We start from the raw sequence: 24,120 nt of genomic DNA, 5'->3' as shown, positions 1-24,120 counted from the left end.
CCCATGGCACAACAGCTGAGCTTTGACCTCCCGGCGAAACCGGCGCTTGGACGGGACGATTTCTTTGTCGCGCCCTCCAATGCGATGGCGGTGGCGATGCTGGATCCCGCCTTTGCCTGGCCCGGCGGCAAGCTGGTGCTGAGCGGGCCGAAACGCTCCGGCAAGACCCATCTGGTGCATGTCTGGGCCAGCAACTCCGGCGCGCGCATCCTGCCCGCCTGGCAGCTGACCAAGGCGGATGTGCCGCATCTGGCTGACGGCCCGATCGCCATCGAGGACGTGCCGGATATTGCCGATAACGCCGAGGCGCAGGATGCCCTGTTTCACCTGCACAATCTGGTTCTGGCCAATGGCCATGCGCTGATGCTGACCGGGCGGGCCGCACCGCATCTGTGGGCGATGTCGCTGCCCGATCTGCAAAGCAGGGTCGAAGGCGCGACCCATGCCCAGCTGCAACCGCCGGATGACGCGCTGCTGTCGGTGGTGCTGGCAAAACTGTTCAACGACCGGCAGATCACCCCGAAACCCGATGTGATCCCCTATCTGGTGGCGCATATGGACCGCTCCTTTGCCGCAGCCTCGCAGATCGTCGAGGAGCTGGACCGCCTGTCCCTCGCCGAAGGGCGGATGGTGTCGCGGGTGCTGGCGGTCGAGCTGATGTCGGACCGCCCTGCCCGAACCGCGCGCAGCCCGTCGCGGCCTGCGGAGAAACCAGCCGCCACCGCATCAGCCGATGCCGCAGACAGGTCCGGCGCTGCCGCAGCCTGCGATTGACCCGGCTTTGCCGATCCCCCATCCTGACGACACGTAACGGAGCCAACATGCACGTGACACCGGAGCCTGCCACCGCCGATTGGGGGCCTTTTGGCCGACCCTTGTTTGACGATCCGGGCGCCCGCGCCCTGTCACGGGTGGGCGTGGTGGACGTCGGCTCCAACTCGGTGCGGATGGTGATCTTTGACGGGGCCGCCCGTAGCCCCGCCTATTTCTATAACGAAAAAATCATGTGTGCCCTGGGCGCTGGCCTGTCGGAGACCGGTCGGCTGAACCCGGAGGGGCGCATCCGCGCCCTGTCGGCGCTGCGCCGGTTCCAGCATCTGGCCGCGGGCATGGACATGCCGCCGCTGTCGGTGGTGGCCACTGCGGCGGTGCGCGATGCCAGCGACGGGCAGGATTTCTGCGACGAGGTGCTGCGCGAAACCGGGCTGAAGATCTGGGTCATCAACGGTCAGGAAGAGGCGCGCCTGTCTGCGCAGGGCGTGCTGCTGGGCTGGCCCGGATCCTATGGTCTGGTCTGCGATATCGGTGGCTCCTCCATGGAGCTGGCAGAAATCCATGACGGTGAGGTCGGCAAACGGGTGACCTCCTCACTCGGCCCGCTGAAACTGCGCGACGTTGCGGGAGGCAGGCGTGGCCGCAAGGCGCATATCACCGAGGTGATGGAGGGCCTGCGCAGCGAGATGGGCCAGCAGAACGACCGGCTGTTTCTGGTCGGCGGCAGCTGGCGGGCGATTGCGCGGATCGACATGGCGCGGCGCGGCTACCCGCTGCGGGTCCTGCATGAATACCGCATGAGCGCCCAATCCGTGCGCGAGACCCTGCGCTATATCGAGACCCAGGACCTGGAAGAGCTGCGCGCCGAATGCGGTGTTTCCAGCGCCCGGATGTCGCTGGTGCCCTATGCCGCCGATGTGCTGTCGCGGCTGGTCAAGACCTTTCGGCCCAAGGATATCGCGGTCTCCAGCTATGGCATCCGCGAGGGGCTGCTCTATGAGCAGATGCCCCAGCGCCTGCGCGACCGCGATCCGCTGATCGAAGCCAGCCGCTTTGCCGAGCAGAAGGATGCCCGCATCCCCGGTTTTGGCCGCACGCTGTATGAATTCGTCTCGCCGCTGTTCAGATCCTCCGACCATGCCAAGACCCGGCTGGTGAAAGCCGCCTGCCTGCTGCATGACGTCAGCTGGCGCGCCCATCCCGACTATCGCGCCGAGGTCTGTTTCGACAACGCCACACGGGCCAATCTGGGCGGGCTGAAACACTCCGAACGGATCTTTCTCGGCCTTGCGCTGCTGCACCGCTATCGCAACAAGCGGCAGGGGACGGCGTTTGAATATCTCTATGATCTTCTGGACGAGCGCGGCAAGAAAGAGGCCGAGATCCTGGGCAAGGCGATGCGGTTCGGCGCCATGCTGATGGTCAGCAAGGATGGCGACATTGGCAAGCTGGTCTGGCAACCGCGCAAGAAACACCTGCTGCTGGAACTGCCGGCCGAGGCGGAGCCGCTGTTTGGCGAGGTGGCAGAGGCCCGTCTGGCCTCGCTCGCCCGCTCGCTGGAGGCCGAGCTGCGGGTTAAGATCCGCAAGTGACCGCAGCGCCTGCCCCGCATCGGGTCAGACCCTCCCTTGCCGCTCTGGGCCGATCTTCAGCGCGTCACAGGTCGGTTGTGCCTTCGGGCAGATCGGTGTCCGGGCTGGCCTCCGGGGATCCACCCGGCGGCACGTCTGGAGCGTCCTGCGGCTTGCGGCGAATGATGATATCGCCATTGGGCAGGATTTCGGGACGTTCATAAACGCTCCAGTCCTCGACCTTGCCCGCGATCTCTGCCAGTGCAGGCCCCATCTCCGACAGGAACCCTTGCAGGCTTGGCCCGAATTCATCCGCCAGCGCCTGAAGATCGTCAAGCGCGGGCGCCATTTCCTGACGCAGCCCCTCCCAGAACAGCTCTGCCCCGCGCTGCATCAGGCTGCTGCCTTCGTCCTCTGGCGCGGGTGCGGTTTCGGCAGCCACCGGCGCTGTCAGCGGCAGCACCAGCAGCCCCGCAAGCGCAAGGCCGCGCATCGACTGAGGCGTCATTCGGAACCTAGGCATCATGTCATTGCCCCCTTTAGGGTTGGACGGGATTGCTTGCCGTCAATATAGGCGAAACACGTCAGGATTGAAGTGGCGACCACCACCGGCGGCGTCGCGCAGCCCCCGGTGCCGCCGGTGAACCTTTGAGGGCCTTCACCCAAGATCGAGATCAAGGCTGACCGGAAAGTGATCGGAGGCCGCCAGCAGCGCCTCGCGCAGATCGACATCCTCATAACAGGCGGCATCCTCGAACGGGTGCCAGATCCGCCAGCTCTGCGCCGATTGGCGCAGCCCGGAGGAGACCATGACATAATCCAGCAAGGCACTGAAATAGCGTTTGTTTGCCTTGTCATAAAAGCGTGCCGTGCTGGGCATTACCCGCAGCCGGGGTTGCAGCAGGCTCTGGGCGTTCGGATCATAGAGATCGCTCTCCATCACAATCTCGACCGAGGAGCGATTGAACAGCTGCTCATAGTCGTCAAGCCCCGGCCCGTCGTTGAGATCGCCCATCACGATGACATCCCGCCCCTCGGCCAGAAGCTGCTCAACCCGGCGGCGCAGCCAGATCGCCTGTGCCAGCTGTTTGCGCCGGTTGGCAATCGACAGGCTGACCGCGTGCCCTTCGGAGCGCGCGCCATGGGGCGCTTTCGATTTCAGATGCGCGCCGATCAGCGCCACCTCGCGCCCGCCGTTTGTGGTCAGGGTCAGCTCCAGCGGCGGTTTGGAAAACCGCACCGCATCCTTTTTGGCATCAATATCCAGATCAATGTGAAAGACACCGTCGAAACGCGGTGCCTCGGTGGTTTGCGCCGGTGTATGGGCCACCCGCAGCACCTGCGGATCGTAGAGAAAGGCAATTTCCTGCTGGGTGTCATTGGCAAAACCGATCAGCGCTTCGGTGCTGCGCAGCCCGGCCTCTCGCGCGAAATGTTCCAGCGCGCGCACGGTCTGGCGGCGACCATTGGTATCCGGGGCCTCGATCACCATGATGCCATCGGCATCGAGGCGTTGAAACACCCGCGCCAGCGCGCGTGTCTGACTGCTGCGATCCACCCCGTAGCGGCCCGAACTGCCAGCGTCCATCAGCAGGCGGTCCCCGGCGTCAAACAGCGAGGAGAACCATTCGACGTTATACGTGACGAGCCGCATGGGCCGCACATCCGTTGATTTCATCCCAGGCGCGGTTGATGTCGATCATCCGCTTTTCCGCCAGCCGCACCGCCTCTTCGGGGACGCCACGGGCCATCATCGCATCCGGGTGGGTCTCTCGCACCAGCTTGCGCCAATGTTTGCGGATCTCCTCACGCGGCATCTCTGGGGTCACCCCCAGCACCGTGTAGGGATCGCGCGGCGCATCGGCAACAAACCGCGCCCTCAGCGCCATGAACTGCTGCTCGCTCTGACCGAAGATGCGGCTGACCTCGGACAGGAATTCGTTTTCGCCGGGATGATAAAACCCGTCCGCCATGGCGATGTGAAACAGTCCTTCCATCAGATCGCACAGCGTCTGCGGGTCATTGGCAAACATCTTCTGGATCCGCGCGGCATAGTCCTGATAGCCCGCAACATCGGTCCGGGCGAGATCAAATACCCGCGCAGCACCTGCCTCATCCTCCGCCGCAATCTGGAACACCTCGCGAAAGGCGGTGACCTCGTCGCGGGTGACCTGCCCGTCCGCCTTGGCCATTTTGGCACCAAGCGCAATCACCGCGATGGCAAAGGCAACGGTGCGTTCCGGTGGCGCGCGCAGGCTGTCGAAGACATCGCTGAGGCTCTGGCCAGAGGCCAGCGCAGCGAGCGCTTCGGTGATGCGGGTCCAAAGTGACATATGGCCAGCCTAGCCTGCTTTGGCCGGACTGTCAGCGGGGCCAACCCCTTTGGGAGAGAGAATTTTCTGCATCAGCACCAGATCCAGCCACTGGCCCCATTTGTAGCCGACCTCCGGCATCCGTCCGACCTCGACAAATCCCATGGCCGCGTGAAAGCCAAGCCCGCCTGCATTGAGCGCGCTGATGCCTGCGACCAGCACGTGGATGCCGTCGCGGCGTGCGACCTCCTCGATGGCGGCGATCAACGCCCGGCCGGTGCCCCGGCCACGGGCCGCTTCGGTGAGGTAAATCGCATGTTCAGCGGTGCGGGCATAGCCGGGGCCGCTGCGAAACCCGCCAAGGCTGATGTAGCCAAGGATCTGGCCCGCCTCCTCGGCCACCTGCACATAGGCGCCTTTCTCGGCGATCTCATCGCTGACCTGCGCGCCGGTCTTTTCCGCCGTGGTGAAGGTGATCAGCGTGTCGCGGATGATCTGGTTGGTGATCGCGGCGATTGCCTCTGCATCCGCTGCGGTGGCCGCCCGGACGATCATCGCAGCACCCGACGCCCGTGGGGCGTGTCGAACTCAGCCTCGAAGGCGGCAGGACCGCTGTGGATCTCGACCCGCGGATCATCAAACGGCAGCGCCTGCGCCAGTGCTGTGCTGTCCGGGTGCGACAGATGCAGACGGCGCAGGGTGCAGCCCTGCGGGACCAGCGCGGCGGCGGGATGGGGGCTGTGCCATTGCATCAAGGCCGGGAACATATTGTCAAACGGCAGGATGCCATCCTTCGGCACCGCCATCTGCCAGCTGAGATCACCCCGGTGCAGATCGACAATCTCGCCCGCGCCCTCCGGGGCTGCGGTCAGCGCGGCCGTGAGATCGGCGCAGCGGCAGATCCAGTTGGTGATCCGTGCGGGGCCGTAGCGGCGGTCCAGATCGAACCAGCGCGGGCTGCGCTGCGGTGTGGCGGCGGGGTCGATGGCAATGGCCTCGAGATAGAGGCCATCAGCAAGCCCAAGAAGCCGGTTGTGGGTGCCAAAGACCGCATGGCTGCCGCCCGGCTGCATCGGCACGCCGAGGCTTTCCTCCACATGGGCAACCGCCTCTTCCAGTGTCGCGGCCGAAACGGCCAGATGATCGAGTTCCATGACATGCTCCCCGCTGATGGCGGCGAGACTAGCCACCTGCCGCCGGGGTGCAAGCGGCAATGTTGGAACCACGTGCGGGCGCCCCCAACACTGGCGATGTCACGGCAGGTGGCTGCCTAACATCCGGGCACAGATACATCCGGGCACAGATGGGAGGCAGCAGCTCTCCCGCCCGTCGGCGGCGGCGTCACAGACGCCCCCGCTCCCGTTGGGCATGGCATCGCGCATCGCGCGATGTCGGCAGCCAGCCGGATAGGCTGGCTGCCGCGCCCAAGGCCGCAAGGGGGGATTTGCCCATCGGGCAAAGGCCCCCGCGGGCGCGGGAGCGCTTATGAGCATGGGCAAGGCGGTCAGGCCGCAGCGCCGCCCTTGCCGGGCCGCAAATGCCGGCGGTCCTGATCAGCCGCGCCGGTTACCCACCCTGGCGGATCAGCTTCAGGATGTCCTGCGCCGCTTCGGGAATATTGGTGCCGGGGCCAAAGATCGCCTTGACGCCATTGTCATAGAGGAACTGGTAATCCTGCTGCGGGATCACCCCGCCACAGATCACGATGATATCCTCGGCGCCCTGCGCCTTCAGCTCCTGCACCAGCTGCGGGGCCAGCGTCTTGTGCCCTGCGGCCTGCGACGAAATCCCGACCACATGGACGTCATTGTCGATGGCGTCCTGTGCGGCCTCTTCCGGGGTCTGGAACAGCGGGCCGACGTCAACGTCAAAGCCGATATCGGCAAAGGCGGTGGCGATCACCTTGGCCCCGCGGTCGTGACCGTCCTGCCCCATCTTGACCACCAGAAGACGCGGGCGACGGCCCTCTGCCTCGGCAAAGTCTTCGATGGATTTCTGAATGGCGGCAAAGCCTTCGTCGCCCTCATAGGCGGCGCCATAGACACCGGCCAGGGTCTTGACCTCGGCGCTGTGACGGCCGAATTCCTTTTCCATTGCCATGGAGATCTCTCCGACTGAGGCCCGCGCGCGGGCGGCTTCGACGGCGGCGGCCAGAAGGTTGCCACCTTCCTTTGCGACGCGGGTCAGATTGTCCAGCGCGGCCTCGCAGGCGGCGCTGTCGCGGCTGGCGCGGATCTGTTCCAGCCGGGCGATCTGGCTGTCGCGCACCTTGACGTTGTCGACATCCAGAATGTCGATCGGATCTTCCTTTTCCTTGCGGTATTTGTTGACCCCGACGATCACCTCTTCGCCCCGGTCGATCATCGCCTGACGACGGGCCGCGCTTTCCTCGATGCGCAGTTTCGGCATCCCGGAGGCCACGGCCTTGGTCATGCCGCCCATCTCCTCGACCTCTTCCATCAGCGCCCAGGCTTTCTCGATCAGCTCATTGGTGAGGCTCTCGACATAGTAGGAGCCAGCCAGCGGATCGACCACATTGGTGACGCCGGTTTCCTCCTGCAGCACCAGCTGGGTGTTGCGGGCGATGCGGGCAGAGAAATCGGTGGGCAGCGCGATGGCCTCGTCCAGCGCGTTGGTGTGCAGCGACTGCGTGCCGCCAAGCACCGCCGACATCGCCTCATAGGCGGTGCGGATCACGTTGTTGTAGGGGTCCTGCTCCTGCAAGGACACGCCTGAGGTCTGGCAGTGGGTGCGCAGCATCTTGGAGCGGTCGGATTTGGCGCCAAAGTCCGTCATCACCCGGTGCCAGAGCGTGCGGGCGGCGCGCAGTTTGGCGATTTCCATGAAGAAATTCATGCCAATCGCAAAGAAGAAACTCAGGCGGCCTGCGAATTTGTCAACATCCATGCCCGCCTCAATCGCGGCGCGGACATATTCGCGACCGTCCGCCAGCGTATAGGCCAGCTCCTGCACCAGATTGGCGCCGGCTTCCTGCATGTGATAGCCGGAAATGGAGATGGAATTGAATTTCGGCATCTCGTTCGAGGTATATTCGATGATGTCCGAGATGATCCGCATCGAGGGTTCCGGCGGATAGATATAGGTGTTGCGGACCATGAACTCCTTCAGGATGTCGTTCTGAATGGTGCCTGCCAGCAGCGCCTTGTCATGGCCCTGCTCTTCGCCCGCGACGATAAAGCTGGCCAGGATCGGGATCACCGCGCCGTTCATCGTCATCGAGACCGAGACCTGATCCAGCGGAATGCCATCAAACAGGATTTTCATATCCTCAACGCTGTCGATGGCCACACCGGCCTTGCCGACATCGCCCATCACGCGGGGGTGGTCGCTGTCATAGCCGCGGTGGGTGGCAAGGTCGAAGGCCACCGAAACGCCCTGCTGCCCGGCCGCGAGGTTGCGGCGGTAGAAAGCGTTGGATTCCTCAGCCGTGGAGAAGCCCGCATATTGGCGGATGGTCCAGGGGCGGCCTGCGTACATCGTGGCCTTCACGCCCCGGGTAAAGGGTCCAAAGCCGGGCAGCGTGCCCATATGAGGCAGATCCTTGCTGTCGGCCTCAGTATAAAGCGGTTTTACATCAATGCCTTCCAGCGTATTCCAGGTCAGCGCGTCCAGCGGGCGTCCGCGCAGCTCTTTTTCAGCCAGAGCCCGCCAATCGTCGGTTTTGGTCGTCATCGGAAGTTCCTCTTGTCAGGTCGTATGAGGGCGGGTTCGAGCCCACCGCATGTTTGTCAGGGTCACGCATCAGCTCTGCCAGACCGTCCGCGCCGCCTTGCAGCCACATCAGATCATCGGCGTAGCGCTCGCGCAGCGCTGCGGATTGAATGTCGGAAAACGGGGTCCAGCGGCCCTCGCCGCGCGGCAGGTCGCGGGCGACGGCTGCCGACAGGCGATGCCGCAGAGTCGGCAGCCCGTCTGAGCGGTTGAGTCGATCCGAACAGGTGAACCGCGCCAGCCGCGTCCCGGTCAGCAGCGCCATCTGCACCTCTGGCCGGTCGCCATAGGTTTCATAGGGCAGCACCCGGATGCGGGCATTGGGCATGGCGCAGGCAATATCGGTGATCACATCGCGCCAGCTGCGCGGATGGGCGGCGATCCGCCCCAGCAGCGCGGCCGAGGGCAACGGGTGGCCATTGGTCACCATCCGGGTCAGCAGCGAGGTCCAGAACCGCTCCGGGCTGCGCAGGTTCAGCATCACATCGCGCACCTGCCCGTCAAAAGCGGCATCGAACCGCGCCATACGCACGCCGATGCTGCCATATAGCTGGCTCTGTTGCAGCAGGTCATGAGGGCTGCCCATCATATTGGCATCGCTGATCAACAGCCGCGTGCTGCCGCTGGCCGTCTCGGCCATGAGGCGCAGGCGCAGGCGACCACGGGCGCGGGTTGCAAGGTCGCGGCCAGTCACCGGGGCCGGGCCGGGATGGATGCCGTGGAACAGCCCGTCGCGAGTCTGTGCCGGTCCCCAGACCGCCAGCCCATCACCGCGCAGCGCCGTTTCATGATGGGCAAGAAAGCCCTGAAAATACCCGGTAGCGCAGCGATGTGCGCCAATGTGCAGCATGATATCCATGGCCGGTCCTGTCCCGTTGGTGGTGCCGCGCGAGGCCGGCAGCCCGGTTTGCAGAGGCCGGGAGGATGACACGGGCAGGCTGACAATAGGATTAACAGCGGCTTTGGCCGCGACCTGCGGGTTGGATTTTTTTGCCCGGCAGGCCTGATTGCCCATCGCAATTGGCCGGGTGGAGCATATATTCATCGCTACAGGAGAGCCGATGAAACAGTTGTTTGTCTTTGGAAAAACCCGATTTTGGCCAGCAGTCCCAGCTGCGGGCGCCGCGTTGGCGCTGCTGCTGGCGCTGCCCGGCCCGGCCATGGCGCAGGAGCCTGCAACAACCGAGGCCGCAGATGACGCGCGCGGTGAGACCGCAACGATGATGGTCGAAGGCACCGATCCCGCCAGCGCCGCGCAGGAGCTGCCGCAGACCGCAGAAAACCTGGCGCAGGATCCGATCACCCAGCTGATCCGCGCCGGTGAGAGCGTCGATCTGGACAGTCTCCTGTGGGTATACCGCCCCATCGTGGTCTTTGCCGACAGCCCTGCCGATCCACGGTTCCACGAGCAGATGGAGCGGCTGACCGACGGCGCCGAGGCGCTGCTGGATCGCGATGTCATCGTGCTGACCGATACCGACCCAAGCGTGACATCTGCGCTGCGCAAAACACTGCGGCCGCGCGGGTTCATGCTGGTTCTGATCGGCAAGGACGGCGGCGTCAAACTGCGCAAGCCGCAGCCCTGGACCGTGCGCGAGCTGAGCCGGACGATCGACAAATTCCCCGACCGGCTGCGCGAGGTGAAGGAACGGCGCGGCAGCTGAGCCGCCGCCGATGCACCGTGCCCCGCACCCGCGCGATGAAACGCGCCGTGATCCGGGGCCGCGTCCCGTAGCGGCTGGGTGGTAGATCGCAGGCCCATCACACCGCCCCGCCCTGCGCGTAGAACAGACGCCTGTTGGTGCGGTCCACCACCGCCATGAACCGGGCGCGTGGCTCATAGATCAACACCGATGTCGGGTCGAGCAGCGCCATCAGATAGGCGCGACTCACCTCCTCCAACATGCAGTCCTTGCCGACGATCCCGGCGGCAAAGATGCCATTGCCGCGCCCCTGATCCACCGTCATCACCTGTACCGAGACCATATTGGGCGACAGTCCGGGCACCTCAAAGGCAACGGGTTTATCGTCGTCAAGATGACGCAGCCCCGCCCGGATCGACCGTGCCTTGGTCAGCAGCGATGAAATCCGGGTGGCCTTGATTTCGAACACGCCTGCGGCGCAGTTGCGGCGGGAGAAGTAATACTGTGTCTCCCCCAGCTGCACCCAGTCGCCGACGGCGGCACGGGCCGCCGCCTCATCTTGCATGGCACAGCCCGCCAGCCCCGAAAGGGCCAGCGTCAGACAGGCGACACGCGCCAGTTTGCGATATGGCTGCACCAACATCATCTGGTGTTATTCGAATTCCATGATCACTTCGTCAACGGCGAGGCTGTCACCGGCGGCGGCGTTGATCATGCTGACGACGCCTTTCCGCTCGGCGCGCAGGATGTTCTCCATCTTCATCGCCTCGATGGTGCAGAGCGCCTGACCTTCCTGAACCTCGTCGCCGACTTCGACCTCCAGTTTCACCACCAGACCCGGCATCGGGCAGAGCAGCAGTTTGGAGGTGTCGGGGGCGACTTTCTCGGGCATCAGCTTGGCCAGTTCCGCCTGTCGTGGCGTGCGCACATGAACCTTCAGATCGGCCCCGCGCGAGCGGATGCGGAACCCGCCGGAGATCTTGCCGACCTTCACCACCAGAGCATCACCGCCAACCGTCAGCCGGGCGAGCTGATCGCCGGGGGTCCAGTCCGAGGTGACGCGCAGGGTGCTGCCATCGTCAAACCGCACGGTGGAGCCGTCGCGGTCAGCGTCGATGATGACGTTGAAATCCATACCCTGAAGCGAGACCACCCAGTCGCTGCCGACCTTGCGTTCGTGGTTGTCCATCCGGCCCGACACGCGGGTGCGGCGGATTTCGGCAACCCGGTGCATGGCGGCAGAGGCGGCGGCAATCTTGCGCAGATCCTGCTCCGGCAGCTCCACCCCGACGAACCCTTCGGGATATTGCTCCTCGATAAAGGCGGTGGTCATGGTGCCCGCGATAAAGATCGGGTGATCCATCACCGCGCTGAGGAACGGCAGGTTGTGACCGATGCCTTCAACCTCGAAGCCGTCAAGCGCATCGCGCATGGCGGCAATCGCCGCCTCGCGTGTCGGCCCCCAGGTGCAGAGCTTGGCGATCATCGGGTCATAATACATCGAGATCTCGCCACCCTCAAAGACGCCGGTGTCATTGCGCACGGCGAGTTCGCCCGCAGGGGCGTCGCCCTGCCATTTGCCGCTGTCATGCAGCGGGCCTGCGGCGACTTCGGCGGGCGGACGATAGCGGGTCAGGCGGCCGATGGAGGGCAGGAAACCCCGATAGGGATCTTCGGCATAGAGGCGGTTTTCGATGGCCCAGCCATTCAGTTTGACGTCGTTCTGGGTGATCGACAGCGGCTCACCGCCGGCAATGCGGATCATCTGTTCGACCAGATCGACACCGGTGATCAGCTCGGTGACCGGGTGTTCGACCTGAAGGCGGGTGTTCATTTCCAGGAAGTAGAAGTTCTTGTCGCCATCGACGATGAATTCCACCGTGCCAGCAGAGGCGTAGCCCACCGCCTTGGCCAGGGCGACGGCCTGTTCGCCCATGGCGCGGCGGGTGTCCTCATCGAGGAAGGGCGACGGCGCCTCTTCGACGACTTTCTGGTTGCGGCGCTGGATCGAGCATTCGCGCTCGCCCAGATAAATACCATTGCCATGGCCGTCGCAGAGCACCTGAATTTCGATATGGCGCGGCTGGGTGACGAATTTCTCGATGAAGATCCGGTCGTCGCCAAAGGAGTTTGCCGCCTCGTTCTTGGAGGATTGGAACCCTTCGCGGGCCTCCTCATCGGACCAGGCGATCCGCATCCCCTTGCCACCACCACCGGCAGAGGCCTTGATCATCACCGGATAGCCGATCTCGTTGGAGATTTTCACCGCCTCGTCAGCGTCGGCAATCAGGCCCATGTAGCCGGGCACGGTGGAGACGCCAGCCTCCTGTGCGATCTTCTTCGAGGTGATCTTGTCACCCATGCTTTCGATGGCGCCCACCGGCGGGCCGACAAAGGCGATGCCTTCGGCGGCCAGCGCCTCGGCGAATTTGGCGTTTTCCGACAGGAAGCCATAGCCCGGATGCACCGCCTGCGCACCGGTTGCACGGATTGCCTCCATCACCTTGTCGATGACGATATAGGACTGGTTGGCGGGCGGCGGGCCGATGTGGACAGCTTCATCAGCCATTTCGACATGCAGGGCCTGCTTGTCGGCGTCCGAGTAGATGGCAACGGTCTTGATGCCCATCTTGCGGGCGGTCTTGATGACCCGGCAGGCGATTTCGCCCCGGTTGGCAATCAGGATCTTTTCAAACATTGGCTGTCCCTTGTCTTCGGTGGGTGACGGAGCCCTGCCCCGTCACGGTCTTGGCTTCGTCAGAACACAAAAAAGGCCGCGCCGGAGGGGACTCCGGGTGCGGCCTTTGTGCGGTGATATATATGTGGCGCGCGGCCACCGCCCCTGCGGCGAGGCGGTCAGACGGCGTTGCTGTCAGGGCATGGCTGCGGCGATACAGGCGCGTGCCTGCGGCGCCACCGGCAGGCCTAGCACTTGCGCGGATTTTCCTTGCAGTAGATGACGTTGGCCGCAGCACCAACAGCGGCACCTGTGACCAGGTTGCCGTTGAGCAGCGCCGAGCCGACGGCACCGGCACCGGCCCCGTAAACAACCTGTTCGCCGGTGGTGTCGCCACAAGCCGCAAGCGCGGTGCAGAGGCCAAAAGCCGCAAGAATGAGTTTTGCCTGCATTGGAATGATCCTTCGTTTTGTGATCCAAGCTCTGCGCAACTGTTCGCAGCACGGTCCAGAGCAAACAAGGATTTCTGTTGCGGATCAGGGGAATGCGCAGAAGCCTGCCAAACACTGGGGGGCAATTGGCAAGCTTCCGCCTTTGCATCCAAGGAAAAAATGGGCAGGCCGCGATTGGGGGGGCAAACCTGCCCTTCCAGGCGAAGGGGCTGGATCAGATGCACGACAGGCTGACCTGTCACGACCAGAGTGCACAGCCCGCGCCACAGAAACATCCCCTGAGTTGCAAAACACGCCAATTTGGCGAGAAGTTGCGCAAACCGGGATCTGCCCTGCAGGATTACGCCGAAATCGGCCCGGAATGCCCGGCTCGCGCCGCATATAGTGTCACCGCCCCGCGATCTGACCCTCCCTGCGGCCGGGTTTGCCGCGGGGCTCGCCACATCGCGCAGGGGCAAGAGATTCGCCGGGTCCCGATCACAGCCACTGCGCGGCGGTCGCGCGAGGCGACGACAGCTCTGCACAGGGATATGGTCAGGCCCGGCAAACATCTCAGCGCGCGCTCCCGTCGAAGACTTCGGGAAAGGACAGCTGGGCAACATCGACATTGATGACCAGCAGCGCCTCATAGCTTTCGGGATCAAACGGGTCTTCGGCCGGGATCACCTCGCGGCCGAACAGCCAGCTGAGACGACCTGCATCCAGATTACCACGTTCAAAGGGCTGATCGCCAAAGCAGTCCCACAGCGCCTGCATGAAGCCCGCATCGGCGCGCCGGTCTGCCGGGCGACGGTCGCGGAACCGTTCGCGACGGGTGATCGGCGTAACCCCCTTGGGGTTGGGACGGCGGATGACGAATTGAAAATCGGTGCCCGGCAGACGGCCGGGGAAACCGCGGTGTTTTAGCATGATGGTGCCTCCGATCCGGCACCCCGCGGGACGGTAGAGTCCGGCCGCAGGGCCGGACCCCTGTCGTGATTACTTGTATTTGCCGGTGTAAACGGGCTCAGCCGAAATCGGCTCGGGCTCGACAACGACGTATTCTTCTTCCTGCTGTGCGCAGGCTGCGGCGGCTGCAAGCAGGCCCGCCAGGGCAACGAGTTTGATGCTCTTGGACATTTCTGTCTCCCAATTGTGTCTTTGAAACCTGCGCGGGCCACGGCCGGCGCCTGCCTCATCCTCAAATAACAGATCACGCTCATGTGATCTGACGAGAGAGTAGCGGAGATGCGCGGGGTTTCACATCCCAAAGCCGGATCCGACGACACTTCGGCGGGCAAAGCTGCAAAAAAGCGCCAGTTTTCAGCCTGCATCGGCGTCTTTGTGACACCGGGGGGCACCAGAACCGGCGGCAGCTGCCGGGCTGTAGTGGCCCGCAGCCCGCGGGGCAGACAACAGATCATCAGAATGCCTCCCAGATGCAGCTGTCACCCTCGGGGCGGTAGCTTTCAAAGAACTGTGTCGCCGCCGCATCCGCCGCCCCAAAGGGCACTTCGCGGTCCGACAGCGAGATCACCACCCGGACCGGCTCCAGCCCATGCTGGTGCAGATAGGCCAGAACCAGGGTCTGGCACAGGTGATCCATATCCGGGGCGGCCTGTTCATAGCTGATCAGCGCCGCGTCGCGGGCAATCTGCGGCGCAAGAAAGCGAAAGCGCACCCAAAGCTCGCCGGTGCTGTCGTCCAGAAGAACCTCATGCAGATCGACTTCCTGCCCCGATGGCAGATCAATCGGCAGCGATCCGGCCTGCGCAGCCGCGCCAAGGGCAAGCAGAACCGAGACCCCGGAGGCCGTCACGGCAGATTTGATGGCAGGCCCAATACCGCAGCCCCGACCCCAAAAACGATGGGCTCCTCCTGTCGGGGCTGCAGGCGCTGCACACGCGGTGCGCGCTGTCCGATATGAGCTGGCGCGGATCATGTGTCAGATTCGGTTCCGGTGTCAAACAAAGATACAAATGTGGGCGCAAACATCTGAGATTGTTCAAATTGATCGCATTTTGCGAACAATCCACCCGATATGCCGGCGATTGGTTCCAGCCCGCTGATTTCCAACAGGCTTTTGCCATCGGGGTGGCGGCAGATCGCGGCGTAGGCAGGCGCTGACATCTGAGTTGTATCCTCATCACCCCTCGCAGCCAAGGCGATATTTACCTTTGGCCGCAAGGGTCTGGGTCAGGAAATCCGGAACGGGTCCGGGTGTTACAGCGGGATATTGTCGTGTTTCTTCCACGGGTTTTTGAGCTGCTTGCCCCGCAGCGACGCAAATGCACGGCTGACGCGTTTGCGGGTGGATTGCGGCATGATCACCTCGTCGATGAAGCCGCGTTCCGCCGCCACAAAGGGATTGGCAAAGCGTTCTTCGTAATCCTTCGTGTGCTCGGCAATCTTGTCGGCATCCGCCAGATCAGCGCGGTGGATGATTTCGGTCGCGCCCTTGGCCCCCATCACGGCGATCTCCGCCGTCGGCCAGGCGTAATTGAAATCGCCACGCAGATGTTTGGAGGCCATCACGTCATAGGCGCCGCCATAGGCCTTGCGGGTGATCACGGTAACCTTCGGCACCGTCGCCTCGCCATAGGCAAACAGCAGCTTTGCCCCATGTTTGATGACGCCGCCATATTCCTGGCTGGTCCCCGGCAGGAAGCCCGGCACATCAACCAGCGTCAGGATCGGGATCTCGAAACAGTCGCAGAAGCGCACGAACCGCGCCGCCTTGCGGCTGGAATCGATATCGAGACAGCCCGCCAGAACCATCGGCTGGTTGGCAACAACACCCACGGTCTGCCCTTCAAGGCGGATAAAGCCGGTGATGATGTTCTTGGCGAAATCTTCCTGAATTTCGTAGAAATCCCCCTCGTCCGCGACTTTGTGAATCAGCTCCTTCATGTCGTAGGGCGTGTTGGGATTCTCTGGAATCAGCGTATCGAGCGAGGCTTCGACGCGGCCCGGCTCATCAAAGAAGGGGCGAACCGGCGGTTTTTCGCGATTGTTCAGTGGCAGGAAGTCGACCAGCCGGCGGACCTCCGCCAAGGCTTCGACGTCGTTTTCAAAGGCGCCATCAGCCACCGAGGACTTCTTTGTGTGGGTCGAGGCGCCGCCCAGCTCCTCGGCGGTGACGACCTCGTTGGTGACGGTCTTCACCACATCGGGGCCGGTCACGAACATGTAGGATGTGTCCTTCACCATGAAGATGAAATCGGTCATCGCGGGCGAGTAGACCGCGCCGCCGGCACAGGGGCCCATGATGACGGAAATCTGCGGCACCACGCCCGAAGCCATAATGTTGCGCTGGAACACCTCGGCGTAGCCCGCAAGCGAGGCGACACCTTCCTGAATACGGGCGCCACCGGAATCGTTGATGCCAATGACCGGCGCGCCATTCTGCACCGCCATATCCATGATCTTGCAGATCTTTTGCGCGTGGGTTTCCGACAGAGAGCCGCCAAACACCGTGAAATCCTGGCTGAAGACATAGACCATCCGGCCATTGATGGTGCCCCAGCCGGTAACCACGCCATCGCCCGCCGGGCGCTGTTTTTCCATGCCGAAATCGGTGCAGCGATGCGCCACGAACATGTCGAATTCTTCGAAACTGCCCTCGTCCAACAGCAGCTCGATCCGCTCGCGCGCGGTCAGTTTACCGCGCCCATGCTGAGCGTCGATCCGCTTTTGTCCGCCCCCCAGTCGCGCTGCGTTGCGACGGTCTTCCAGCTCGGAAAGGATATCTTTCATGGCCATGCCCCCTGTTGAATTTCAGGCGACCATAGACGCTGCACAGGAGAAGCCAAAGTCAATAATGGCAAATTTGCAAAGTATTTGCGTAACAGATGCGCTAATTTGCAAACAGGCACAGAACCGCGCAGAAACCGCCGAAGCGGCGGGTGTTCTTGATGTGCTGACCGATGTGCTCGTATCACCGGGGCCGAGCAACGGAGACGGAACACCCCCCATGTTACACCCTTCCCAGATCATACAGGCCATGCAGTTCGACGGGTTCTACACCCGCAATCCGATCAACACGGATAACGCCCCCCGGCTGACCATCACCTATCAATTCGCGGGCAGCTCCGCGCCCGGCGATCTGCCGACCGGCAGCACATATTCCGGCTGGCAGAGTTTCAGCGCCGCGGAACGGGCTGCCTTTGCCGAGGCGTTCGATCATATCGAAACCTTCCTGAACGTCGATTTTGTCGAGGTGCGGGGCGCGGCTGATCCCGACCTGAACCTCGGCTCCGTCACCATCCCCGGCAGCACGGTCGGGATCGGCGGCTACAGCATGAGCTTTCGCGGCAGTGATATCAGCAGCTGGGACGGCTATGCGGTTTTTGACAACACCCTGGATATGTCACAGGACAACCGTGAAAGCCTCATCCTGCATGAACTGGGACATGCTCTTGGTCTTCAGCACACCCATGATTCAAGCCTGCCCGAAGGCTATGACAGCAACCTCTATTCGGTGATGTCCTACCGCGAGAACCCGCTGAACGGTCAGGACAGCGATGCGATGATGCTGTTTGACGTGCTGGCGCTGCAGGACATCTGGGGTGCCGTCGATTACAACACCGGCAACTCTACCTATCGCGGATCGCGCACCGACACCGTGGATGTGATCTGGGACACCAGTGGCCGCGACACCTTCAACGCCAGCGACCGCAGCACGGCGGTGACACTGGATCTGCGCGAGATGCATTTCTCAAGCTTTGACACCGAAAGCGATGTGACAATAGCCCATGGCGTCACCATCGAGAACGCCATCGGCGGGCGAGGCCGGGATTTGATCATCGGTAATGACGCCAACAACCGGCTGGTCGGCGGCGGCGGACGGGACACCCTGCGCGGCGATGGCGGCAATGATGCCTTGAACGGCAACAGCGGGATTGACCTGCTCATCGGTGGCGGCGGCAATGACCGCCTGAACGGCGCTGGCGGCAATGATCGTCTGGTGGGCAACAGCGGCGCCGATATCTTCATCTTTGCCCGCAATGGCGGCAATGATACCATCCGCGACTTTCAGGACGATATCGACACGCTGCGCATCGTCGGCCACGGCAGCAGAGCCGAGGTGCTCGCCCGCGCCAGCGAGGTGGGCGACGATCTATACTTCGACCTTGATGGCAACAACAGCGTCACGCTGCGCAATATGACCCTGGATCAGATCAGCGACGATCTGCTGGTCTGAGGCTGCGCATTATGGACAATCGCCGCGGTGTGACCTAATTCGTTCACATGCGAACCATTCCGCGGCGATTTCTGGACCGTCGGTCCAACCCCAATATCGGCACGCTGATCCTGCTCTCTGGGCTGTCGGCGCTGGCGATGAATATCTTTCTGCCCTCCCTGCCCGGGATGGCCCGATATTTTGATGCCGATTACAGCCTGATGCAGCTGTCGGTCGCGCTGTACCTTGCCGTCAGCGCGGCGGTGCAGATTTTTGTCGGGCCGATTTCCGACAAGCTGGGGCGCCGCCCGGTCATCCTGTGGGGCGTGGCGCTGTTCTTGCTGGCGACGCTGGGCTGTCTTTATGCGCCGACGGCGGAGATCTTTCTGCTGTTTCGGATGTGTCAGGCGATTGTCGCCTCTGCGATGGTACTGAGCCGTGCCGCCGTGCGCGACATCTACGACAATGATGCCGCCGCCAGCATGATCGGCTATGTCACCATGGGCATGGCGGTGGTGCCGATGATCGGCCCGGTGATCGGTGGCGCGCTGGAAGAGACCCTCGGCTGGAAAGCCAATTTCTGGCTTCTGATGGTGCTGGGGGCGGCAACATTCGCGATTGCCTATCTCGACCTTGGCGAAACCGCCCGCAAGAGCGGCAAGACCCTGATGGCGCAGTTCCGCGAATATCCCGAGCTGCTGCGGTCGCCTCGGTTCTGGGGCTATTCGCTGGCCTCGGGCCTGTCGTCGGGCGCGTTTTTTGCCTATCTGGGCGGCGCGCCTTTTGTCGGCACACAGGTCTATGGTCTGTCTGCTGCCGAGCTTGGGGTCTATTTTGCCTCGCCGGCCGTGGGGTATTTCATCGGCAATTTCCTGTCCGGGCGCTATTCGACCCGGATCGGGCTCAATCGGATGGTGCTCTGGGGCTGTCTGATCAACGGCATCGGCGTGGCGCTGTCGCTCACACTGGCGCTGGCGGGTGCCGACAGCGTCTATTCCTTCTTTGGCTTCATGACCTTTGTCGGGCTGGGCAACGGCATGGCGATCCCCAATGCCACCGCCGGTGCGATTTCGGTGCGGCCCCATCTTGCGGGCACTGCCTCAGGGCTTGCCGGTGCGATCATGATTGGCGTTGGCGCCGGGCTTAGCGCCTATGCGGGCTACCTGTTGGTGCCGGGATCGACGCCGGTGCCGCTGCTGACCATCATGCTGGCCACCGCCGTTCTGGGCTTTGTGTCGATCCAGGTGGTGATCCGCCGCGAGAAAAACCTCGGGATCTGAGCGGCATTAGCGCCGCCCTGCCCGGTTCGGGTGCTCGCATAACGCCCTCCCATCATCACCTTGCACTTTCCCCGCCAGCGCGTCCGATGGGCGTGCCGCTCTTGCACCGCATGATTTGCAATTCTACAGTTGCAACATCCAAGATTTGCAAAGGGGATACCCATGGCGCAACAGAAACTCTATGCCGGAGCCAAGCTGCGGGAAATGCGGCTGCGCCTGTCGCTGACGCAAAAGGAGTTCGCCGCCAAACTGGGGGTCTCCCTGCCCTATCTCAACCAGATGGAAAACAACAACCGCCCGGTTTCCACGACCGTGGTTCTGGCGCTGGCGCAGGAATTCGGGCTGGATGTCACCGAGCTGTCCACCGGTGACAGCGAACGACTGGTCAGCGACATGCGTGAGGTGATGGCCGACCCGGTTTTTGCCGATGCGGCAGTACCAATGGCGGATCTGCGGCTGACGGCTTCCAACGCGCCGGCGCTGGCGCGCGCGCTGCTGACGCTGCATCGCGCCTACCGTCAGACCCATGAGCGGCTGGCCTCGCTGGATGAGGCGCTGGGGCGCGAGGATGCGCGCATTCAGGCTTCGCCCTGGGAAGAGGTGCGCGATTTCTTCCATTATTGTGACAACTACATTGATGCGGTGGATCGCGCGGCAGAGAATTTCAGCGGCAGGCTAGACGCCCGCAGCGCCGCCATCGCCGCATTGGATCAGGCCGGGATCAGCGTGGTTTTCGGCGATATCGACGGGCTGCGAAAGTTTGATCCGGCAGGCAAGGTGCTGCGGTTGTCCAACCGTGCCTCACCGCAGACGCAGCTGTTCCAGCTGCTGTTGCAGGTGGCGCTGCTGCATCAGAACGACCTGCTGGAGGCCACGCTGGACTTTGCCAAGTTTCACAGCGAGGCGGCCCGCTCCATCGCCAAGATCGGCCTCGCCAACTATTTCGCCGGGGCCGCGATGATGCCCTACCGGCAGTTTCTGGATGCCGCCGTGGACTGCCGCCACGATCTGGAGCTGCTCGCCACCCGCTTTGGTGCCTCGATCGAACAAGTGGCGCATCGCCTGTCCACATTGCAGCGCCCCGGCGCCAAGGGGGTGCCGTTCTTCTTTGTCCGGGTTGATCAGGCGGGCACCATCACCAAGCGGCACTCGGCCACGCGGCTGCAATTTGCACGGTTTGGCGGCGCCTGCCCGCTGTGGAATGTGCACCGCGCCTTTGAGACGCCGGGCCGGTTCCTGCGGCAGCTGGCGGAGACGCCGGACGGGGTGCGCTATATCTCATTGGCGCGGGATGTGTCGAAACCGGGCGGTTCCTTTGGCTCTCCCGTCCGGCGCTACGCGATTGCCCTGGGCTGCGAGGTGCGCCATGCCGACGCTCTGGTCTATGCCGATACGCTGGATGTGAGTCAGGACAGCGCCTATGAGCCGATTGGCATCTCCTGCCGGATCTGCGAACGGCGCGATTGCCATCAGCGATCGGTGCCACCGCTGGAACGGCGGCTGAGCATCAACACCGACCAGCGCGGCGTGCTGCCTTATGAGGTGAGCTGAAAGGATGCGGAAAACCCAGCCGCGGTGCCCAGCAGGACCTGAGCGCCCCGGCAGAAAAGTTTCTTGCAGAAACAGGGGCAAGCCTCCAAGCTCGGCAGCCAGATACGAGTGTCCCCCGGAAAAGAGAGTAACCACATGAAAATCCCAGCTATTGCCGCCAGTTTCTTGTTGATCGGTGCGGTCCATACCAACGCGGTCGGTGCCCAGACACTGGAGCAATGGGGGGCCTCTGATTACTGGGATGTTCTGATTGATCCCTCACTGGGCGACGGCTGCCTGATCCAGTCGGAATTCACCGATGGATCCGTTGTCCGCATCGGTTTTGACCGCACCGAAGGCACGGGCTATGTCACTGCCTTCAACATGGGCTGGGGCGACATCGAGGAAGGGGCCTCCTATCCGGTTCTCTTCTCGCTTGACGGTCAGGATTATGATGCCGATGCGACGGGCATCTATCTTGAGGACGTGCCCGGGGCGGATATCGCCTTTGACAACCCCGATTTCCTGTTCGACCTCGCGATCAAACAGACGATGACGCTCTACACGACCGAGGGCGAAGTCATGTCGATTGACCTCACCGGGAGTTACAAGGCGCTTGAAGCGGCAATCGAATGTCAGGAAGAAATGGGCTGAGCGATATCTCGGCCCCGATCTTCGGCATGATATCGCAGGAATAATCGCGCGGGTGACAGGAAAAGAGGGGCACCGGCGGCGCCCCTCTTTGCTGTTGTTGGCTGGGTTTCTTACGCCTTTGACAACATGCCCCAGATCTCATCCTTGAGGGCGGCGCGCTGTTTGCGCAGGTCGGCTTCGGCAGTTTCGGACATCGGCTCGACATTGGTTTCGGCGCGATGCACCGCGCGGTTCACCGCGTGATAGCTGTCCGCAAGCTTGGCAAAATGGGCGTCCGATTGCTTCAGCGCATGGATCTGCGACTGCTTGTCGGGAAATTCTTCGGCCAGTTCGTGGGGGGTATTGGACATCTGCTCGCTCCTTGATTTTTCAGCGTCAGACGGACCTTAGCCAGCCCTGCCCCTGCCCACTTTGACGCGGATCAAACCGGCAGCTTCGTCCGACTAAAAAACGCCCGCGCAACGGGGTGCAGCGGGCGTTTCAGGGCTATCCCCCGGCTGTTCAGCGCTGGGAGGTTTGCCAATTCGGGTTGAACCAGGCCTGCGCGTTTGACGACGGCAGGCGGCGGCCGAGGATGTGGTCGGAGGCTTTCTCGCCGGTCATGATCGAGGGGCCGTTGAGATTGCCATTGGTGATGCGTGGGAAGATCGAACTGTCGGCGACGCGCAGGCCGTCGACGCCGATGACGCGGCATTCGGGATCAACCACCGCCATCGGATCCTCCACCGCGCCCATCTTACAGGTGCCGCAGGGGTGATAGGCGCTTTCGACATGTTCGCGGATAAAGCCGTTCAGCTCGTCATCCGATTGCAGCCCATCGCCGGGCTGGATCTCATATTTCACGAACGGCTTCATCGCATCCTGTGCAAATACCTCGCGGGTCAGGCGGATACATTTGCGGAAATCCTCCCAGTCCTTCTCGGTCGACATGTAGTTGAACAGGATTTTTGGCGCATCCTTGGGATTGCTGGAAGCCAGCGTGACCTCACCGCGCGAGTCCGAGCGCATCGGGCCGACATGGGCCTGAAAACCGTGGCCCTCGGCTGCGGCCTGACCATCATAGCGCACCGCGATGGGCAGGAAGTGGTACTGGATATCCGGGTAATCGACGCCCTTGTCGGAGCGGATGAAGGCGGCGCTTTCGAACTGGTTGGAAGCGCCCAGACCTGTTTTGGTGAACAGCCACTGCGCCCCCACCATCGCCTTGCCAAGCAGGTTCCAGTATTTGAACAGGGTAATCGGCTGTTTGGAGGCGAACTGGAAATAGAATTCCAGATGGTCCTGCAGGTTCTGGCCCACGCCGGGACGGTCGACGACAACGTCGATGCCATGCTCGGCCAGATGTTTGGCCGGACCGATGCCCGAGAGCATCAGCAGTTTGGGCGAGTTCAGCGAGGAGGCCGCAAGAATGACCTCGGCGTTGGCGCGGATCACCTCGATCTTGCCGCCCCGCTCGACCTCGACGCCGACGGCGCGCCCTTCTTCAATGACCACCTTGCGGGCAAAGGCGCGGATCAGATCGCAATTGTCACGCTTCAGCGCGGGCTTCAGATAGGCATTGGCGGCGGACCAGCGCTGACCCTTGTAGACGGTCATTTCCATCGGGCCGAAGCCTTCCTGCTGCTCGCCGTTGTAATCCTCGGTCACCGGATAGCCGGCCTGTTCGCCCGCCTTTACAAAAGCCGCGTGCAGCGGGTTGTCGCGGGGGCCGCGGGTCACATGCAGCGGGCCGTCGGTGCCGCGCCAGTCCGCATCGCCGCCATGGCCGCGATCGTCCCAGGTTTCCATACGTTTAAAATAGGGCAGCACGTCGGCATAGGACCAGCCTGTCGCCCCGGTCTCGGCCCAGTGGTTGTAATCGCCTGCGTGGCCGCGCACATAGACCATGCCGTTGATCGAGGAGGAACCGCCGATCACCTTGCCGCGCGGGCAGACCAGTTCGCGACCGCCCAGATGCGGTTCCGGCTGCGATTTGTAGCCCCAGTCGTACATCGACATATTCATCGGGTAGCTCAGCGCCCCCGGCATCTGGATGAACGGTCCGGCATCACTGCCGCCATGTTCGATCACCAGAACCGATTTTCCTGCCTCGGACAGGCGGTAAGCCATGGCACAGCCGGCAGAGCCGGCACCGACAATCACATAATCCGCGTTCATTGCGTCTCTCCATTGCGGATCCGGGTTGGGTCAAGGATGCCTGTGGCACCGCGCCATGGCGCGGCCTGTCCTTGAGGCCCCCCGAATCTGCCTCATCATTGTTGTGGTCCGCCGAGGACGCGAAGCGCCCTCAGCGGGCCTCTCAGCATCCCCTTCCCTCTTGCCCTTTTGGGCAAC

General features: G+C 63.0%; 23 protein-coding genes. 7 read left to right on the top strand and 16 right to left on the bottom strand.

Going from position 1 to position 24,120, the window contains the following annotated elements; translation table 11 throughout:
- The first annotated feature begins 3 nt into the window (after window positions 1-3).
- Window positions 4-774, top strand: a complete 771-nt coding sequence (locus VWZ85_RS02375) for a DnaA ATPase domain-containing protein (protein ID WP_340546024.1) — start codon at window positions 4-6, stop codon at window positions 772-774.
- Between the two features lie 47 nt (window positions 775-821).
- Complete coding sequence (locus VWZ85_RS02370) at window positions 822-2,366, top strand: Ppx/GppA family phosphatase (RefSeq protein ID WP_416586941.1); 1,545 nt, start codon at window positions 822-824, stop codon at window positions 2,364-2,366.
- A 64-nt stretch (window positions 2,367-2,430) separates the two neighbouring features.
- On the opposite strand, the gene VWZ85_RS02365 is transcribed toward VWZ85_RS02370, so the two are convergent.
- The 7 genes from VWZ85_RS02365 to VWZ85_RS02335 form a co-directional block, all read right to left on the bottom strand.
- Window positions 2,431-2,871, bottom strand: coding sequence for a hypothetical protein (locus VWZ85_RS02365; RefSeq protein WP_416586937.1), 441 nt, complete (start codon window positions 2,869-2,871; stop codon window positions 2,431-2,433).
- 132 nt (window positions 2,872-3,003) lie between these two features.
- Window positions 3,004-3,999, bottom strand: coding sequence for an endonuclease/exonuclease/phosphatase family protein (locus VWZ85_RS02360; protein ID WP_340546027.1), 996 nt, complete (start codon window positions 3,997-3,999; stop codon window positions 3,004-3,006).
- On the bottom strand, window positions 3,980-4,678 hold the full coding sequence (locus VWZ85_RS02355) for a molecular chaperone DjiA (RefSeq protein WP_340546028.1): 699 nt from the start codon (window positions 4,676-4,678) through the stop codon (window positions 3,980-3,982). Before VWZ85_RS02355 ends, VWZ85_RS02360 begins: the two co-directional genes overlap by 20 nt.
- A 9-nt stretch (window positions 4,679-4,687) precedes the next feature.
- Entirely contained in the window at window positions 4,688-5,212 is a 525-nt protein-coding gene (locus VWZ85_RS02350; protein WP_416586935.1) for a GNAT family N-acetyltransferase, read from the bottom strand.
- Window positions 5,209-5,811, bottom strand: a complete 603-nt coding sequence (locus VWZ85_RS02345; protein WP_416586932.1) for a VOC family protein — start codon at window positions 5,809-5,811, stop codon at window positions 5,209-5,211. Before VWZ85_RS02345 ends, VWZ85_RS02350 begins: the two co-directional genes overlap by 4 nt.
- Before the next feature lie 412 nt (window positions 5,812-6,223).
- A complete protein-coding gene (gene scpA / locus VWZ85_RS02340; protein WP_416535118.1) occupies window positions 6,224-8,350 on the bottom strand; it encodes a methylmalonyl-CoA mutase in 2,127 nt (708 codons plus the stop codon).
- Window positions 8,313-9,248, bottom strand: a complete 936-nt coding sequence (locus VWZ85_RS02335; protein WP_416586929.1) for a hypothetical protein — start codon at window positions 9,246-9,248, stop codon at window positions 8,313-8,315. Before VWZ85_RS02335 ends, scpA begins: the two co-directional genes overlap by 38 nt.
- 202 nt (window positions 9,249-9,450) lie before the next feature.
- Here VWZ85_RS02335 and VWZ85_RS02330 point away from each other — a divergent pair, with 202 nt between their 5' ends.
- Window positions 9,451-10,053: a DUF4174 domain-containing protein gene (locus VWZ85_RS02330; protein WP_416586926.1), complete on the top strand. Its 603-nt coding sequence runs from the start codon at window positions 9,451-9,453 to the stop codon at window positions 10,051-10,053.
- Window positions 10,054-10,150: 97 nt separating this feature from the next.
- On the opposite strand, the gene VWZ85_RS02325 is transcribed toward VWZ85_RS02330, so the two are convergent.
- From VWZ85_RS02325 to VWZ85_RS02295, 7 genes are all read right to left on the bottom strand, one after another.
- Window positions 10,151-10,675: a hypothetical protein gene (locus VWZ85_RS02325; RefSeq protein ID WP_416595421.1), complete on the bottom strand. Its 525-nt coding sequence runs from the start codon at window positions 10,673-10,675 to the stop codon at window positions 10,151-10,153.
- A gap of 9 nt (window positions 10,676-10,684) precedes the next feature.
- Entirely contained in the window at window positions 10,685-12,730 is a 2,046-nt protein-coding gene (locus VWZ85_RS02320; RefSeq protein WP_416586921.1) for an acetyl-CoA carboxylase biotin carboxylase subunit, read from the bottom strand.
- Window positions 12,731-12,957: 227 nt separating this feature from the next.
- The gene (locus tag VWZ85_RS02315; protein WP_340546034.1) at window positions 12,958-13,161 is read right to left on the bottom strand and encodes a hypothetical protein; all 204 of its coding nucleotides are present in this window, start codon (window positions 13,159-13,161) and stop codon (window positions 12,958-12,960) included.
- Window positions 13,162-13,713: 552 nt separating this feature from the next.
- The gene (locus VWZ85_RS02310; RefSeq protein ID WP_416535115.1) at window positions 13,714-14,070 is read right to left on the bottom strand and encodes a hypothetical protein; all 357 of its coding nucleotides are present in this window, start codon (window positions 14,068-14,070) and stop codon (window positions 13,714-13,716) included.
- A gap of 69 nt (window positions 14,071-14,139) precedes the next feature.
- A complete protein-coding gene (locus VWZ85_RS02305; protein WP_014880466.1) occupies window positions 14,140-14,280 on the bottom strand; it encodes a hypothetical protein in 141 nt (46 codons plus the stop codon).
- 283 nt (window positions 14,281-14,563) lie between these two features.
- Window positions 14,564-14,959 (bottom strand): DUF6497 family protein, encoded by a 396-nt coding sequence (locus tag VWZ85_RS02300; RefSeq protein ID WP_260104883.1) that lies wholly within the window; start codon window positions 14,957-14,959, stop codon window positions 14,564-14,566.
- A gap of 404 nt (window positions 14,960-15,363) precedes the next feature.
- Complete coding sequence (locus tag VWZ85_RS02295; RefSeq protein ID WP_416535113.1) at window positions 15,364-16,896, bottom strand: acyl-CoA carboxylase subunit beta; 1,533 nt, start codon at window positions 16,894-16,896, stop codon at window positions 15,364-15,366.
- Window positions 16,897-17,113: 217 nt separating this feature from the next.
- On the opposite strand from VWZ85_RS02295, the gene VWZ85_RS02290 reads away from it, so the two are divergent.
- From VWZ85_RS02290 to VWZ85_RS02275, 4 genes are all read left to right on the top strand, one after another.
- Window positions 17,114-18,343, top strand: coding sequence for a M10 family metallopeptidase (locus VWZ85_RS02290; protein ID WP_416542076.1), 1,230 nt, complete (start codon window positions 17,114-17,116; stop codon window positions 18,341-18,343).
- 47 nt (window positions 18,344-18,390) lie between these two features.
- Window positions 18,391-19,602, top strand: coding sequence for a multidrug effflux MFS transporter (locus VWZ85_RS02285; protein ID WP_340546038.1), 1,212 nt, complete (start codon window positions 18,391-18,393; stop codon window positions 19,600-19,602).
- A 162-nt stretch (window positions 19,603-19,764) separates the two neighbouring features.
- Window positions 19,765-21,153, top strand: coding sequence for a helix-turn-helix domain-containing protein (locus VWZ85_RS02280; protein WP_340546039.1), 1,389 nt, complete (start codon window positions 19,765-19,767; stop codon window positions 21,151-21,153).
- 135 nt (window positions 21,154-21,288) lie between these two features.
- Entirely contained in the window at window positions 21,289-21,786 is a 498-nt protein-coding gene (locus tag VWZ85_RS02275; protein WP_340546040.1) for a hypothetical protein, read from the top strand.
- Window positions 21,787-21,896: 110 nt separating this feature from the next.
- Here the strand turns inward: VWZ85_RS02275 and VWZ85_RS02270 are convergent, their stop codons facing one another.
- Both VWZ85_RS02270 and betA read right to left on the bottom strand, forming a co-directional pair.
- Complete coding sequence (locus tag VWZ85_RS02270) at window positions 21,897-22,136, bottom strand: YdcH family protein (protein ID WP_340546041.1); 240 nt, start codon at window positions 22,134-22,136, stop codon at window positions 21,897-21,899.
- A gap of 151 nt (window positions 22,137-22,287) precedes the next feature.
- A complete protein-coding gene (betA, locus tag VWZ85_RS02265) occupies window positions 22,288-23,943 on the bottom strand; it encodes a choline dehydrogenase (RefSeq protein ID WP_416539040.1) in 1,656 nt (551 codons plus the stop codon).
- Between the last annotated feature and the right edge of the window lie 177 nt (window positions 23,944-24,120).

This window comes from Phaeobacter sp. JH20_29 (assembly GCF_048056175.1).
Classification (GTDB): domain Bacteria; phylum Pseudomonadota; class Alphaproteobacteria; order Rhodobacterales; family Rhodobacteraceae; genus Phaeobacter; species Phaeobacter bryozoorum.
This window is presented reverse-complemented; position numbering and strand designations above follow the sequence as displayed.